This is a genomic window from Polaribacter uvawellassae, assembly GCF_039748955.1.
GTDB lineage: Bacteria > Bacteroidota > Bacteroidia > Flavobacteriales > Flavobacteriaceae > Polaribacter > Polaribacter uvawellassae.
The window spans coordinates 163,025-179,035 of the sequence record NZ_JBDIZN010000003.1 but is presented as its reverse complement, the minus strand read 5'-3'; the positions used below and the strand labels follow the sequence as shown (position 1 = coordinate 179,035).

16 protein-coding genes are annotated in these 16,011 nt (G+C 28.4%); 7 read left to right on the top strand and 9 right to left on the bottom strand.

What is annotated here, in order from left to right; translation table 11 throughout:
- Positions 1-87: 87 nt before the first annotated feature.
- The 4 genes from ABDX67_RS07935 to ABDX67_RS07920 all read right to left on the bottom strand — a co-directional run bounded on the left by ABDX67_RS07935 (position 88) and on the right by ABDX67_RS07920 (position 3,920).
- Positions 88-360, bottom strand: coding sequence for an HU family DNA-binding protein (locus ABDX67_RS07935; protein ID WP_347174443.1), 273 nt, complete (start codon positions 358-360; stop codon positions 88-90).
- Between the two features lie 190 nt (positions 361-550).
- Positions 551-1,495: a methionyl-tRNA formyltransferase gene (fmt, locus tag ABDX67_RS07930; protein WP_347174442.1), complete on the bottom strand. Its 945-nt coding sequence runs from the start codon at positions 1,493-1,495 to the stop codon at positions 551-553.
- Positions 1,495-3,381, bottom strand: a complete 1,887-nt coding sequence (locus ABDX67_RS07925; RefSeq protein ID WP_347174441.1) for a RecQ family ATP-dependent DNA helicase — start codon at positions 3,379-3,381, stop codon at positions 1,495-1,497. The genes fmt and ABDX67_RS07925 overlap by 1 nt, the downstream gene beginning before the upstream one ends.
- Complete coding sequence (locus ABDX67_RS07920) at positions 3,378-3,920, bottom strand: AAA family ATPase (RefSeq protein ID WP_347174439.1); 543 nt, start codon at positions 3,918-3,920, stop codon at positions 3,378-3,380. Before ABDX67_RS07920 ends, ABDX67_RS07925 begins: the two co-directional genes overlap by 4 nt.
- Positions 3,921-4,003: 83 nt before the next feature.
- Here ABDX67_RS07920 and ABDX67_RS07915 point away from each other — a divergent pair, with 83 nt between their 5' ends.
- Genes ABDX67_RS07915 through ABDX67_RS07895 form a run of 5 tightly spaced genes read left to right on the top strand, consistent with a single transcriptional unit; the run spans position 4,004 to position 9,069 of the window.
- Positions 4,004-4,285 (top strand): DUF493 family protein, encoded by a 282-nt coding sequence (locus ABDX67_RS07915; RefSeq protein ID WP_347174438.1) that lies wholly within the window; start codon positions 4,004-4,006, stop codon positions 4,283-4,285.
- Between the two features lie 12 nt (positions 4,286-4,297).
- Positions 4,298-5,914 (top strand): peptidylprolyl isomerase, encoded by a 1,617-nt coding sequence (locus tag ABDX67_RS07910; protein WP_347174437.1) that lies wholly within the window; start codon positions 4,298-4,300, stop codon positions 5,912-5,914.
- Positions 5,907-6,767: a hypothetical protein gene (locus ABDX67_RS07905; RefSeq protein ID WP_347174436.1), complete on the top strand. Its 861-nt coding sequence runs from the start codon at positions 5,907-5,909 to the stop codon at positions 6,765-6,767. Before ABDX67_RS07910 ends, ABDX67_RS07905 begins: the two co-directional genes overlap by 8 nt.
- Complete coding sequence (locus tag ABDX67_RS07900; RefSeq protein WP_347174435.1) at positions 6,733-8,112, top strand: peptidylprolyl isomerase; 1,380 nt, start codon at positions 6,733-6,735, stop codon at positions 8,110-8,112. Before ABDX67_RS07905 ends, ABDX67_RS07900 begins: the two co-directional genes overlap by 35 nt.
- 3 nt (positions 8,113-8,115) lie before the next feature.
- Positions 8,116-9,069 (top strand): AAA family ATPase, encoded by a 954-nt coding sequence (locus ABDX67_RS07895; protein WP_347174434.1) that lies wholly within the window; start codon positions 8,116-8,118, stop codon positions 9,067-9,069.
- 85 nt (positions 9,070-9,154) lie between these two features.
- Here ABDX67_RS07895 and ABDX67_RS07890 read toward each other — a convergent pair whose 3' ends face one another.
- Genes ABDX67_RS07890 through ABDX67_RS07875 form a run of 4 tightly spaced genes read right to left on the bottom strand, consistent with a single transcriptional unit; the run spans position 9,155 to position 12,596 of the window.
- Entirely contained in the window at positions 9,155-10,492 is a 1,338-nt protein-coding gene (locus ABDX67_RS07890; protein ID WP_347174433.1) for an alpha-L-fucosidase, read from the bottom strand.
- Positions 10,493-10,513: 21 nt separating this feature from the next.
- The gene (locus ABDX67_RS07885; protein ID WP_347174432.1) at positions 10,514-11,056 is read right to left on the bottom strand and encodes an RsmD family RNA methyltransferase; all 543 of its coding nucleotides are present in this window, start codon (positions 11,054-11,056) and stop codon (positions 10,514-10,516) included.
- Positions 11,057-11,896, bottom strand: coding sequence for a DUF3822 family protein (locus tag ABDX67_RS07880; RefSeq protein WP_347174431.1), 840 nt, complete (start codon positions 11,894-11,896; stop codon positions 11,057-11,059).
- Positions 11,859-12,596 carry a hypothetical protein gene (locus ABDX67_RS07875; protein ID WP_347174430.1) on the bottom strand — a complete coding sequence of 246 codons (738 nt, stop codon included), beginning with the start codon at positions 12,594-12,596 and terminating at the stop codon, positions 11,859-11,861. The genes ABDX67_RS07880 and ABDX67_RS07875 overlap by 38 nt, the downstream gene beginning before the upstream one ends.
- 101 nt (positions 12,597-12,697) lie before the next feature.
- Between ABDX67_RS07875 and ABDX67_RS07870 the strand changes: the two genes are divergently transcribed.
- Positions 12,698-14,122 (top strand): ATP-dependent DNA helicase, encoded by a 1,425-nt coding sequence (locus ABDX67_RS07870; RefSeq protein WP_347174429.1) that lies wholly within the window; start codon positions 12,698-12,700, stop codon positions 14,120-14,122.
- On the opposite strand, the gene ABDX67_RS07865 is transcribed toward ABDX67_RS07870, so the two are convergent.
- Entirely contained in the window at positions 14,119-15,060 is a 942-nt protein-coding gene (locus tag ABDX67_RS07865) for a lipid A deacylase LpxR family protein (protein WP_347174428.1), read from the bottom strand. The two genes, ABDX67_RS07870 and ABDX67_RS07865, sit on opposite strands and share 4 nt — an antisense overlap.
- Positions 15,061-15,149: 89 nt before the next feature.
- Here ABDX67_RS07865 and ppk2 point away from each other — a divergent pair, with 89 nt between their 5' ends.
- Positions 15,150-16,010: a polyphosphate kinase 2 gene (ppk2, locus tag ABDX67_RS07860; RefSeq protein ID WP_347174426.1), complete on the top strand. Its 861-nt coding sequence runs from the start codon at positions 15,150-15,152 to the stop codon at positions 16,008-16,010.
- The last annotated feature ends 1 nt before the right edge of the window (position 16,011 follow it).

The window sequence follows — 16,011 nt, the reverse complement described above, 5'->3', positions numbered from 1 at the left end:
AAGTTTTTTAAATATAGCAACTTTTTAAGCAATAAAAAAACTCTCTTAACTAATTAAGAGAGTTTTTAAATACAATTTTTTGTATTTCTAGTTCACTGAACTACTTAATCCAGCACCAGCTTTAAATTTTACTACGTTTTTAGCAGCAATTTGAATAGCTTTTCCAGTTTGTGGGTTTCTACCAGTTCTAGCAGCTCTGTTAGATACTGACCAAGTTCCCCATCCTACTAATGATACTCTTTCTCCGCCTTTTAAAGCTTTAGTAACGTTAGAAGTTAATGAGTCTAATGCAGCCTTTGCAGCAGCTTTAGAAATTCCTGCGTCAGCAGCCATTGCATCGATTAAATCTGATTTGTTCATGATTTGTAAATTTTAAAAATTAATTGATCTAATATTTTCGCTTAACTAAGCTTAACAAATATAGCAGGAATAAGGGTTCGTGCAAGAAATGACCTCAAAAAACCTTGTTTTTGTTAATAAAAGAGGTGAAATTGTTAATAACCAAAGCAAAAAAACGGTTAAAATCGCATAAACTATGTCAACAAAGGAGTTAAGCCATTTTTGATTTTGATGAAAATTGGAAGCCATTTAGTAGATTTTGGACATCCATTTTCTTCTTTCCGGCTAGTTTTATTTCATCAATAATTAAATATCCGTTTAAAACTGCAACTTTTAAGGTTTTTTTTGTAGTTATTATTTTACCTATTTCATCGGTGTGTTTAACAAACTCTTTAGAAACTTTATACAATTTTGCAGTTGTTTCTATGTCATTATTATAAATAGTTGTCCAAGCTGCTGGATATGGATTTAATCCGCGTACTTTATTGTAGATATTTTCTAAGCTATCTGTCCAATCAATTTTACAATTATCTGGAAACAATTTATAAGCAGTTTTCTCTTCTAATTCTGGTTGCTTTTTAGTAGCTACTTTATCTTCCTTTATAAGTTGTAAAGTTTCTAAAACTAAATCTGCACCTAAATACATTAATCTATCGTGCAATTCACCAACAATTTCATCATCTTTTATGGCAATTTCTTTTTGAAGAATAATTTCTCCTGTATCAATTTTATCATCTATAAAAAAAGTTGTTACGCCAGTTTTTGTTTCACCATTAATAATAGCCCAATTAATTGGTGCAGCTCCACGATATTCTGGCAACAAAGAAGCATGTAAATTAAATGTGCCAAATTCTGGCATTTGCCAAACTACTTTTGGTAACATTCTAAAGGCAACAACAATTTGTAAATTAGCTTTTAAAGCAGTTAATTTATCAATAAAATCTTGACTTTTAAGATTTGTTGGTTGTAGCACTTTTAAGTTTTGAGAAACAGCATATTTTTTAACAGCAGATTCGTTTAGCTTTCGTCCTCTTCCGGCTGGTTTATCTGCAGCAGTAATTACACCAACAACTGTATAGTTGTTTTCTACTAAATGCTTTAAAATGGTTACTGCAAAATCTGGAGTTCCCATAAATACAATTCGTAAATTTCTCATTAATTAAGGTGATATTGATTAAAATTATTAATGCTAATTTTTTCTTCGGATAAAAGCTGTTGCAAATTTACTAAAATGATGTCTTCTTTGCTTAAAATATGTTCGCAGATTTCTTTTGATGTTGCTGTTTTTATAACTGATAAATACGCTATAATTTCTTTTGAAATATCTTGATATGTATTCTTGTTTGCCAAACAAACATCGCAAATTTCGCATTTGACATTTCCTTTTTCATCAAAATAGTGTAAAACTTGGATGCTTCTACAAACTGTATCATTCTCAATAAATGCAACTAAATCTGTAGCTTTTCTTATTTTTTGTTTGATGTATTTCTGAATATTTTTAGAAATACTATTAATGGTTTTATCATCTTCTCTCGGAACTAAAAAATAGATTTCTGCATTTTCAGTTGCTTTTTTATAGGTAATCAATTCCTCGGTTTCTAATTTTGTAAGAATGGCAACAACTTGTTTAGAAAGTAAGTGCGCTTTTTTTGCCAACCAAAATTCATTGATTTTTGTTTCTTGCTCAAAAATTCCACCATAACTTCTTAATAACAACTGAATTAACTTTGTGGTTTTAGAATCTGATTTAGAATAGTTTAAAACACGATTGCTACTTGTTAAAAATTGTACCGTAGATTTTTTATTATAACTATCAGAAATTTGGATAATTCCGTTGATTTCTAATAAATTAATAGTTGTAGCAACTTTGTTTGCAGGAATTTTATATTTGTCAGAAAACTCAAAAAGATTAAACTGAAATGCTTCTTCATTAATTTCTCCGTTCGCAATTTGAAAGTGTGAAAAGATACTTTTGTAAATGTGTTTTATTTCTGTAATTGTAGGAAAAATATTTTCTAATCGTTCTTTATAAAGACGAATGTCATTTTTATTAACCAATACAGCAGAAAAAGATTTTTCGCCATTTCTACCAGCTCTTCCAGCTTCTTGAATGTAATTTTCGATGCTATTTGGTAAGTCTAAATGAATAACAACTTTTACATTGTCTTTATCGATTCCCATTCCAAAGGCATTTGTTGCCACAATAATTGGTGTTTTTTCTGAAATCCAATTATCAAAAGCTTCTTGTTTGTTTGCAGCAGATAATCCGCCGTGATAATAACTCGCTTTAAAATTATTTGCGTTTAAAAAACTAGCAATTTCTTTGGTTTTATTTCTGCTACTTACATACACAATAATTGGTGCTTTTGTTTTTGTGCAGATTTGTAAAAGGCGACCTAATTTATCTTCTAAAGAAAAAATTTGATAGGCTAAATTATCTCTATAAAAAGATTTTTTAAAAATAGTTGCATCCTTAATTTCTAAACTTTCGGCAATATCATCAATTACTTCTTTTGTTGCTGTTGCGGTTAATGCAATAATTGGAACAGTAGGTTTTAATTCTTTTAAAATTTTAATATTTCTGTAAGATGGTCTAAAATCGTGTCCCCATTCAGAAATACAATGCGCTTCATCAACTGCAATTAAATTTACATTTAATTGTTTAATTTTTTCTTGTATAAAAGGCGATTGTAATCTTTCTGGCGAGAGATATAAAAACTTAAAATTACCAAATTTGATATTATCAAACAAGGTAATTAAATCGTCTTGAGAAGTACCAGAAGCAATTGTTGTGGCTTTAATTCCTTTGTTGTTTAAACTATCAACTTGATCTTGCATTAAAGCAATAAGTGGCGAAACAACAATGCAAATTCCGTCTTTTACCAAAGCAGGAATTTGAAAACAAATAGATTTTCCGCCACCAGTTGGTAATAATACGATTGTATTATTATTATCTAAAACGGAATTAATGATTTTATCTTGTGGTTCTCTAAACGAATTATGATTCCAATACTTTTTTAATATTTCTAAAGCAGTATTCATAAATCATTTTTAATGGCATCTAAAATATAGTCGGTTCTTTCTTGAATTGTTCCAAAAGGTACAATACTAATTTTATATCCAATTTGTTCGTACGTTTTTTTTAAATGATGATAAATCTTAACTGCTTCTTCAAAACTTTCATAGCGTTCATTATCACAAGTATAAATTTCTTTCCAAGGCGGAAGCATAAAGACTTTTGAATATAAATGTGTGGTACTTTTTTCGATAAAATGCGCCGGATAATCAGTATTAAAAAACTCTAAATATGCATGTACATCTGGAATTCCGCGATCAAAAAACACCAGTTTTTCTTTAGATTCGTTGGCTTCTAAATATTGTTTTTCTCTTCCTTTTAGCAACAAATCACTAAACAATAAAGGGTTTGTTAAAAACAATTGATCGATCCCTTTTTTCTGAGCTTCTAAAGTAACTTCTCTAGAAATTTCTGGTTTACAAAGAAATCCTCTAGAAATTAATTCGTTTAAAACAGAAGATTTTCCAGTTCCTGGTCCACCAATAAGTACTATTTTTTGTTGCATTCAGCAAAAATAAAAGATTCTGATTATAAAAATAATAATATAGTGTAATTTTGCAGGAATAATAAAAAGATAAAATTAGTAGTATGTCTAAAAAAGAAGATTTTTATTTAAAATTAAAAGATAGTTTAGAGGCAACAACAAAGTTTCCATCAGAATATTTATATAAATTTATCGTTCCTACAAATGGAAACCAAGTTGTAGAAATTGAAGAACTTTTTAAAGATAAGTTAGCCAAAATTTCTTCGAAAGAATCTAAAACTGGTAAATATGTAAGCGTTTCTATTAAAGTTAAATTAAGCTCGTCTAAAGAAGTAATTTCTTATTATAGAAAAGCAGAAAAAATTGAAGGAATTATCTCTTTATAAATTAAAATTAACATGAAGATTAAAATTTTTAGTACACTATTTTTAGCAATCTCTTTTACCTCTTTTGCACAGAAAGACTCTGATGTTCTGCTTCGTATTGATGGTGTAAAAGTTACTGTATCAGAATTTAAAAATGTCTATGAAAAGAACTTAAATGTTATTCAAGATGAAAATCAAAAAAGCATTAAAGAAAATCTAGATTTATTTATTAATTTTAAATTAAAACTAAAAGAAGCATATCGTTTAAAATTAAATGAAACGAGAGCCTACAAAAGAGAAATAGAAACATATAAAAACCAATTAATTGCGCCATATTTACAAGATACAGCGTATTTATCTACATTAGTAAAAGATGCATATTTTAGAACAAAATACAAGATTAATGTAAGTCATATTTTAGTAAAAGTTTCGCAAAATGCAACTCCAGCAGATACTTTAATTGCATATAATAAAATTAACAAAGCAAGGAACGAAGTGCTTTCTGGAAAATCTTTTGATAAAGTTGCTCTTGCGTATTCAGATGATCAATCTGTAAAAAACAATTTTGGAAATGTAGGATATTTTACTGCTTTTAAAATGGTATATCCTTTTGAAAATATGGCTTTTCAAACAAAAGTTGGTGAAATTTCTGAACCATTTAAAACAAATTATGGATACCATTTTTTAAAAGTAAACGATTTACAATTGTCTGAAGGAGAAGTAGAAGTAGCACATTTATTAATTACAGATCAATCTAGTAAAGGAAAATTTAAAATTGATAGTATTTATACAAGTTTAAAAAATGGTGCAAATTTTGAGCAATTAGTTTCAAAATATTCTAATGATAAAGGAACGGTTACCAAAGGAGGTAGATTACCAAAATTTGGAACAGGAAGAATGTTGAAACCTTTTGAAGATGAGTCTTTTAAACTGAGAAAAGTGAATGACATTACGTTGCCGTTTAAAACACAATTTGGTTGGCATATTATTAAATTATTAAAAAAATATCCTGTAAAATCATTTAAAGAAATGCAAAATGAGTTAACAGAAAAAGTTAGATCAAGTGGTGGCGCAAGAATGTCTGATTTGCATGTTTTAAAGAAACTTAAAAGCGAATATAACATTGTAGAGTTTGAAAAAGCTAAACGTGTATTTTATACTAAAGAAATTAGAGCTTCTAATAAAGATACTTTACAACAAACAATTTTATCAATAAATACAAAGAAAATTAAACAAGATCGTTTTTTTGATTATATTAGAAACAGAAGACACAAACCAGTAGATGTTCTTTTTAATGATTTTAAGAACGAAGAAGTGCTTATTTATTTTAAAGAGAATTTAAAATATACAGAACCAGAATTTGCAAAGACTTTAAAAGAATATGAAGAAGGATTAATTGTATTTGATTTGATGCAACAAAAAGTTTGGGATAAATCCACAAAAGACTCTTTAGGATTAAAAGCTTATTTTTATAAAAACAAATCGAAGTATTCTTTTAAAGATTTATCTAAAAATAAAGGACAAGTAATGAATGATTATCAAGAATATTTAGATAAAGAACTCATTGCTACTTTACGTAAAAGATATCCAATAACTATAAAGAAAAGAACTTTAAAAAAACTAACAAAACAATACGGTTTAAATGAATAAAAAACTTGCTTATTTATTTTTATTAATAGTTTTTGCATCCTGTCAATTTTTTGATTTTGGCAAGAAAGAAAATACTGTAGAAAAACCAATTGCAAGTATAAATAGTAATTACTTATACAGTAAAGATATTGAGTCTTTAATTCCTAAAAACATATCTAAAAACGATAGTGCTTTAATTGTTAAAAGCATTATAAATAATTGGGCTGTACAAGAATTACTTAAACAAAAAGCAGAAGAAAATCTCACGCTTCAAGAAAATACAACCTACAGTAAATTAGTGCAAGATTATAAAGAAAGTTTGTTGATAAATGGATATAAAGAACGCTTGATTCAACAACAATTAGATACTGTAATTTCTGAAGATGAAATAGCTGATTATTATAATGTAAACAAAGCAAATTTTAGGCTAAATGAAGAACTTATTAAAATAAAATACCTTCATTTTGGAAACGATTTATTAGATAAAAAAGAAATTATAAAACATTTTAAATCTGACAAAGAAGAAGATTTAATTGCACTAGAAAACCAAGAGTTAAACTTTAAAGCAATCAACCTAAATGATTCTACTTGGATTAAACTAGCAGACGTTTTGTTAAAAATTCCAAAATTTAAAGAAGAACCAAGAGAATATTTGTTAAAAAAATCTAAATACGTACAAAAAGAAGATTCTTTAGGGTTATATTTGGTGGCTGTAAAAGACGTGTTAAAAAGGAACGATATTGCACCAATAAATTATATCACTCCAACAATAAAACAACTTATTTTACATAAAAGAAAACTAGAATTAATTAGAGATATAGAAAAAACGTTACTTAACGATGCAATTCAAAACAAAAATTTTAAAGAGTATTAATAATCCAGTATTTATTTTCATTATGGTGTTGTTTACCATAACAGCACAAGCTCAAATGAATAAAATAGATGGAGTAGATGTTGTAATAGGTAAAAATGTAGTATTAAGTTCTGATATTGCAAAGTTTAAACTTGATTTTGAACAAAGAAGTGAAGGGAGAATTAAAATTACTGACTGTGAAATGTTAGAACAATTAATGCTTCAAAAACTACTTTCTCATCATGCAGTTGTTGATAGTGTTTTAGTTACTGAGGTTGAAGTAAACTCTGCTGTAGATAGAAATTTAGCTTATTTTACACAAGAGTTTGGTTCCATAGAAAATGTAGTTAAACAATATGGTTTTAACGACTTAAACGATTTAAGAACTGAGCTTTTTACAATTGAAAGAGAAAATGCATTGATAAATAAAGAGCAACAAAAAATTAATGAGGGAATTGATGTTACTCCAGAAGAAGTAAGAATTTTTTTTAATGGATTAAAAGAAAAAAATGAACTTCCAGAGATACAAGCTGAGATAGAAATGTCGCAAATTGTTCTTTATGCAGAACCAACTCAAGAAGAAAACGATAGAATTATTAAAAGATTAACTGCACTTAAAAAAGAAATTGAAGCTGGCTCAAACTTTAGACTTAAAGCTGTTTTAAATTCCGACGATCCAACTGCGGCTCAAAATGGCGGGCGAATAGAAGTAACAAAAGAGAGTCAACTTATAAAAGAATTTAAAGAAGTTTCTTTTTCGTTAGATGTTGGTCAGGTTTCAGAACCTTTTAAAACGGCATTTGGTTATCATATTATTCAACTTCACGAAATTAAAGGTAAAACTAGAATTGTTTCTCATATTTTAATGCAACCAGAAATTTTAGATTCTAAAGTCCAAGAAATAAAAGATAAAATAGAAAAAATCAGAAAAGAAATTATTGACGGAACAATTACTTTTGAAGAAGCAGTTGCAAAATATTCTCAAGACGAAGAGACAAAAAACAGTGGCGGATTGATAGTAAATCCTTTTACAAATGAAACTCGTTTCGATTTAACAAGAATGGATCCGTCATTATATGCTAAAGTTATCAATACTAAAAAAGGAGAAATTACAGAGCCTTTTTATGATGAAACTCAGCAAAACGAAAAAATGTACAAGATTATTTACATGAAAGATAGAACGGAAACTCATCAAGCTGATTTGGTAAATGATTATGTTAAAGTTCAGAAATTAGCATTGCAAAAGAAAAAAGAAGAGAACATTACCAAATGGTCTAAAGGTAAAATAAATGATACTTATATAAAAATTAGCGAAAAATATAATAAGTGTGAGTTTCAAAAAAATTGGAGAAAAGAAAACCAGTAATTAATGTCTGACGTAGCTGCAATTGAACAATTAGTAGAAAAAACGAAACTACTAAAAAAAGAAATTTCAAAGGTAATTGTTGGTCAAACCGATGCAGTTAACTTTGTTTTGCTTTCTGTTTTTTGTGGTGGACATTCTTTATTAATAGGTGTTCCTGGTTTAGCAAAAACATTATTAGTTCATACCATTTCTGAAACGTTAGGATTAAATTTTAAAAGAATTCAGTTTACTCCAGATTTAATGCCTTCAGATATTTTAGGAAGCGAAATTTTAGACGAAAGCAGGAAATTTACTTTTATCAAAGGGCCAATTTTTAGCAATATTATTTTGGCTGATGAAATTAATAGAACTCCACCAAAAACGCAAGCAGCTTTGTTAGAAGCAATGCAAGAACGTTCTGTTACAGTAGCAGGTCATCATTATAAATTAGATTTACCTTTTTATGTATTGGCTACTCAAAATCCAATTGAGCAAGAAGGAACCTATCCTTTACCAGAAGCACAATTAGATCGTTTTATGTTTTCTATACATTTAGAATATCCAACTTTTTCGGAAGAAGTAGAAGTTGTTAAAAACACTACTTCAAATGAATCACAAGAAGTAAATTCAATTTTTTCTAGTCAAGAAATTTTAGATGTTCAAAAATTAATTAGAAAAATTCCTGTTGCAGATAATGTTGTAGAATATGCTGTTTCTTTAGTAAGTAAAACAAGACCAAAAGAAGCAAATGCAACTGATTTTGTTAAGAATTATATAGATTGGGGAGCTGGACCAAGAGCTTCACAAAATTTAATTTTAGCAGCAAAAGCGTACGCTGCAATTAACGGTAAATTTTCACCGGATATTGAAGACGTTAAAGCTGTTGCTATTCCTATTTTATCACACAGAGTTGTAAAAAACTACAAAGCAGAAGCAGAAGGTATTACAATTAATGAAATAATTATTTCTTTACTTTAATTATGAAACCTAAGAAATTATATATAATTGCCATCATTGTATTTGTTGTTTCGTTTCTACTAACAACGCTACTTATTAGAAGTTTTTAATTACTCTCAATCGCTTTAATTTCTTCTCTATATAAATCAACTTGTCCTTTTAAAAGAACAGCAATTACAGTAACGTCTTTATCTTGAACTTTTTCTGGTAAATCAATATATAATAAACCAGGAATATCGCTCCAATATTGTTTTCCGACTACTTTATGAGATAATTTTGTTCCGTTACCAACAACCCAAACTCTATTTACTTTATTTTTTAAACCTTTAATTAATAAAGGACCATTTGGCTTATTATCTACATATAAAAATAAAGTTGTTTTGTCTTTAGATAAAGCTGTGTATCCATTAAAATGTCCATGTGGAATTCCTGCTCTTGTTCCGTAAATAGCTTCTTTGTGTTTGTTTGTCCAACGACCAATTCCTTGTAAAATGTCAACTTGTTTTTCAGGAATTGTTCCGTCTGGTTTTGGTGCGATGTTAAGCAATAAATTTCCACCCATACTAATACAATCCACTAAAATCCGAATCAATTGGTTTACCGTTTTAAAATCTTTATCGTTTGGTTGATAGCCCCAAGAATTATTGATGGTCATACATAACTCCCAAAAATCAGTTAATGGTTTTGTAATAGGAACACCTTGTTCTGGCGTTGCATAATCTCCATAACCTTGCAATCTAGAATTGATAAATGTATTTGGATTTTTTTTCAACAATAATTGTCTAATTTCTTTTGCTTTCCATTTGTCAGCTGAATGTTCCCAGTCGCCATCAAACCAATACAAATCTGGATTAAACTTTGTCAACTCATTTAATTGACCGAAGTTAAATTTTGTAAACGATTTCCATTTTTTATCGTCTTTTGTGTATTTCGTTTTTGTTCTAGTAAAACCAGGATAATCTGGGTGAGACCAATCTAATAACGAAAAATACAATCCAATTTTTAAATTTTCTTTTCGAACAGCATTTACAAATGGCGTAATTAAATCTCTTTTAGCTGGCGTTTTCTTTACGACACTTAAATCGTTTTGTTTTGTATTCCATAGAGCAACACCATCGTGATGTTTTGTAGTAATTACAGTATATTTTGCACCACTTTCTTTAATCAGTTTTGCCCATTTTGCAGGATTGTAGTTTTTAGCTGTAAATCCGTTTAGCTGTTTCATATAATCTGTATATGAAATATAATTGTTGTAAAAAGACCAAGATTCGTCTATTCCGTTAACTGCGTAAATTCCCCAATGAATAAAAACCCCAAACTTAGCATCTTTAAACCAAGCTAATCGTTGTTCTTTAGGAATTTCAGTTGTTTGTGCATTAGCTTGAAACGGTATAGTTACAAATAGAATTATTAAGATAAGTGGAATTTTCTTTAGAGAATTCATTCGGAAATAGGATTTAAAATATTACTCAAGATACTCAAAAAAACTAAATACGTTTCCACCGTATTTTTTAGCATAACTAAAATTTGGATGTGTAGAAATATCGGTGTGTTTAGAATGTTCGATAATTAATAAACCATTGTCATTTAAAATACTTCTATCAAAAATGATTTCTGCGATTTTTAAAAACTGTTCCGTTTCAAAATCATAAGGTGGATCAGCAAAAATAATATCTGCTTTTAAAGGTGTTTTTTCTAAAAACTTATAGACATCGCTTTTGTAGGAGTTTATATTTAAATCTAGCTCTTTAGAGACTGTGTTAATATATTTTACGCAACCAAAGTGTTTGTCTATACTGTAAATGGTTTTTGTTCCTCTAGAAGCAAACTCGAAACTAATATTTCCGGTTCCAGCAAATAAATCAATGACATCAACATTTTCGAAATAATAGTTGTTATTAATAATGTTAAACAAAGATTCCTTTGCCATATCTGTAGTTGGTCTTACAGGTAAGCTTTTAGGAGCTGATAATCTTTTTCCTTTGTGTTTTCCAGAGATAATTCTCATTTATGGTAACGTTGTATAATGTGAATGGTTAGAAATGTCTAGTTCTTTATCAAAGAAAGGAATATTTAGTTGGATAAAATTTACATTTCTAATGTATTGATATGTAATATGATAAATTTCAGAATCTTTTTCTATATCGCCTAAGAAGTATAACAAAAATGTTTCTGGATTTAATTTTAATTGCTCTGCAGTAAATAAAATATAGTAAATAAAATCTTCTTTTGTTCTGAAAGAAAATGAATTGTAAAACAATAATTTTGAGTTCTCTATAATAACAATATCAAAAGTATTCGTTGAAACATTTACAAAAAACTGTTTATCTGTATTGTTTTTAGAATGTAAAATTAATTTATCAATCAGTACTGTAGAATAATGCTTATAATCAAATTCTCCAAATTGCTGGAAGAAAAAGTTATTGATGTTAATGTATGGAACATATACATTCTTAATGTCTAATTGAGTTAAATTATCAAATGCAATAAAATCGTTTGTAAGAGTTTTTATATTGTAATCTAAATATAATTGCAATTCATTTTCATTAAATAAAGCTGTAGGAACAAGCGTAGATAAATTGTTTTGATGAATTACAGTTACAGTTTCAAATTCTTGTTTTAATACTGTATTTTGATTGAATAACTCTTCAATTTTAGATAATAACAACTCTGGCGTTGCAATAGAATTCTCAAAAGTATGCGTAGTAAAATGCTGTAATTCTTTTGTGTCAGAATTACAGATACAAAAAGAAAATCCATCCAAACTAAATTGGATGGATAATTCTTTTCTATAATTATCTTTTATAATTTTATTTATCGTCTTTTGTCTCACGATCGTTTTTATCATAAGATGGTGGCCAGTTTCCACCAGTTGTTACTTCGTTTAAAGAACCAACAGAAATAAACTCACCTTTAATTTCATCAGAAGTAATTGCTTCAAGCTCTTGTTTTACTAAAGAAGGATCCATTCCTTTTAAAACATCAATTTTATTTGCTTTTGCAAAGAATACATCTACTTGAACATTAAATTTATCAACCATTCCTATTTCTAAAGAAAACTCTTTGTCTGTTCCAGGAACTTTTGCCATACTTTTATAATCTCTATTAGTGAATCTAGATATAACAGGTTCGTATCCAATTGTATCAGTTACTCTTTTTTCAACATCTACCATAATTGGTTGCCATTTAGTACCTTTATTTACTTTTTCAACAACAGTAGTAGTATTTGTTATTGCTAATTTTGCAGTATCAATAAACTGAATTAAACCACTAATACTCTTAGAGTATTTACCAGTAACTTCTTTATGAGCTACTTGTCCATCTCTTATCATTTTTAAACGGTTGATAACTTTTTCGTATACAACTTTTTTGTTTTTATGGAAATTAATTGGCTTCATAACTCCATCATATATTTTCCAAGTTAAGAAAACAGCTAATACAAGCAATAATATAGATACTATAGGTCTTAATTTTAAAGGTAGAAATTTTACGATTAAAAATGCAATAGCACCAGTAACAATAATAGCGGCAATAATAGTAATTAACATTCGTATAGTTTTTAAATGAGTATTCGCAAATCTACAATTTTTTTTTAATGATAAAAATTTTTATGCATAAATCAATTCCTATATTTGAAATTTGAAATTTTATGATAAAAAACAAATCAGATTTTTATAAAGAACTTCTTCAAAAGTTTCCTTTTGAGCCGACAATCAAACAACAAAAATTGTTAGATGAACTGTCTGGATTTATATTTGACAACAATAATCGTGCCTTGTTTTTACTAAAAGGATACGCCGGAACAGGTAAAACAACGACCATTAGTACGGTTGTAAACTCTCTTTGGAAAGTTGGAGCAAAAGCAGTTTTATTAGCACCAACAGGTCGCGCAGCAAAAGTGATTTCTGGGTATTCTAAAAAGCAAGCTTTTACTATTCATAAAAAAATATATTTCCCTAAAAAACAACAAAACGGTTCAGTAGATTTTGTAATTCAACCAAACAAACACACCAATACACTTTTTATTATTGATGAAGCTTCAATGATTCCAGATAAACCAAGCAATGCAAAACTATTTGAAACAGGTTCTTTATTAGATGATTTAATAAATTATGTGTACTCAGGAAAAAACTGTAAAATTATTTTTATTGGAGATACTGCACAATTACCACCTGTAAAGTTAAATGTTAGTCCGGCTTTAGAAGCAAGAACTTTAGAATTAGATTATCATAAAGATGTTACAGAGATAGAATTGGATGAAGTGATGCGTCAGCATGAAAATTCAGGAATTCTTGCCAATGCAACTCATTTACGAATGTTGATACATCATAACGCTACAGAATTTCAATTCGATTTAAATTTTCCTGATATTATCAGGTTAGAAGATGGATATGATATTGAAGATGCTATTACATCTGCTTATGATAATATTGGTGTAGAAGATACTGCGTTTATTGTGCGTTCTAACAAAAGGGCCAATCAATACAATGAGCAGATTAGGACTAAAATACGTGGACAAGAAAACGAAATCTCTACTGGCGATTATGTAATGGTTGTAAAAAATAATTATTATTGGTTAAAAGATTCTTCTGAAGCAGGATTTATTGCTAATGGTGATATTTGTGAAATAACACGAATCAAATCTGTAAAAGAATTGTACGGTTTTCGTTTTGCAGAAGTTGAAGTTAGAATGATTGATTATCCGAATCAACCACCATTTGAAACTGTTTTACTATTAGACACACTCTCTAGCGAATCACCATCATTAACATATGATGAATCTAATAAATTATACCATGCAGTTAGAGAGGATTTTGCACACGAAAAATCTAAGTACAAACAATTATTAGCGGTTAAAAACAATAAGTTTTTTAATGCTTTGCAAATTAAGTTTTCGTATGCAATGACTTGTCATAAATCTCAAGGTGGGCAATGGAAAACAGTTTTTGTAGAGCAACCATATTTACCAGAAGGAATAAATGAAGATTACCTACGTTGGTTATATACAGCCATTACTAGAGCAGAAGAAAAACTATATTTAATAGGTTTTAAAGATGATTATTTTACCAATTAGTTAAAATAATATCCAATATAAATACTTCCGTAAGAATTGCTTTTCGAAGCCCTTAAACTTTTTAATTTTTTTGTGTGATATATGTAAGTATAACCATATAAAAAGCGCTTTCTATAATAGCGATATCCTACTTCTAAAGAAAAATGAAAAGGCATTACATCAAAAGTAACTGAACTCGTTTTGTTTAAAAAACTTCCTTCTATTGTTGCGTCATATAACGAGTAATTCAGCATTGGTTTTGCAAAAATAAAAGATTCACTATTACTTTGAGAAGTTGTGTTTAAGTTAGAATGAAATGCAACCGAATTAGAAAATGGCTGCAAGGTTTTAAACCCAAATCTAGAATAAATTCCTGAAGAAATACTTGTAAATATTGTACCAACTTTTAAAGTGTTAAAGCTACTAAAGTCTAATTTTTTTGAGCTGACTTTATTAAAATAATACACAAAACTAGAATTAAAATTTATTGCAATTGCATTTTGTATTTGATGTTTCCAACCTAAAGGTCTTGGATAATTATAAACATCATGCATAAAAGTTTGTAATTCTTCTCCTTTTGCATTTGGACCTAAAGCTCCAATTTCTATATCTGTTGTAAATACATTGTTTGATTTGTAAAACCTACTAATACCAAAACTAGCATAGAAATATCCAGCAAACGGTCTGTCGTGTAAACTAGCAAAAGGAAGCGTAGATTTTGATGCTGTAAACATCATTTGTCCAACTTCAAATTTATAGATTCTCTTTGGTGAATTTTCTATAACTTCATTTTTAACAGTTCTGTATGTTAAAAATAAACCATTTGTATAGTAGCCATCTCTATGAATAGATGTATATAAATCATTATCAGAAATAAGGCTAAATTCTTTAGAATATGTACTTTGTGCAACACTAAAAAAAGGGAAGCAGATAAAAAAAAGGAAAGCAATAATTCGCATGTTGGCAAATATAAAATTTGTTGATGATTATCTTCTTATTTTAGATTAAAATTTGTAAGTTTAGGTTAGGTTAATTTTGAATTATAAGCATGAGTAAAAACGATTCCTTTACTCTCGAAGAGCTAAAAAGTATCAGTTCTAGAGAAGAATTATTAAAAAAAATAAAAGAAAAAAAAACGCCTTATCAAAAAATTGAAAAAACATTTTTGTACGAAGAGGAATTAAGAAATTTACAGATAGAATTAGTAAAACTACAACATTATATTTCTAAAGAAAACAAACGTTTAGTTATATTATTTGAAGGAAGAGATGCTGCTGGAAAAGGTGGTAATATTAGACGTTTTACCGAGCATTTAAGCCCGCGTTCTACAAATTTAGTGGCTTTAACAAAACCCACAGAAATAGAAAAAGGACAATGGTATTTTAGAAGATATATCAAAGAACTTTCTAATCCTGGAGAAATGGTTTTCTTTGATAGAAGTTGGTATAATAGAGCAGTAGTTGAACCTGTTATGGGCTTTTGTACAAAAGAACAATACAATAGATTTATGTTGCAAGTGCCAGATTTTGAACATATGTTGTATGAAGACGGAATTATAATTATTAAGTTTTGGTATTCAATTTCTAAAGATGTACAAAAAGCACGTTTTGACGCTCGTTTACAAGATCCTTTAAAGCGATGGAAATTTAGCCCAGTTGACGAAAAAGGTCAAGAATTATGGGATTCTTATACGTATTATAAAGAACAAATGTTTAGTAAAACGCATACAACTTATTGTCCTTGGATTATTGTAAAAGCAAACGATAAAAAAACAGCGCGGCTAGAATCTATGCGTTATGTATTGTCTCAATTTGATTATCCAGGAAAAGAAGAAGCATTAACAACCTTGTTGCCAGATCCAAATATTATTATGCGTTATTATAGATCATCAAAACAATTAGACCTTTAAA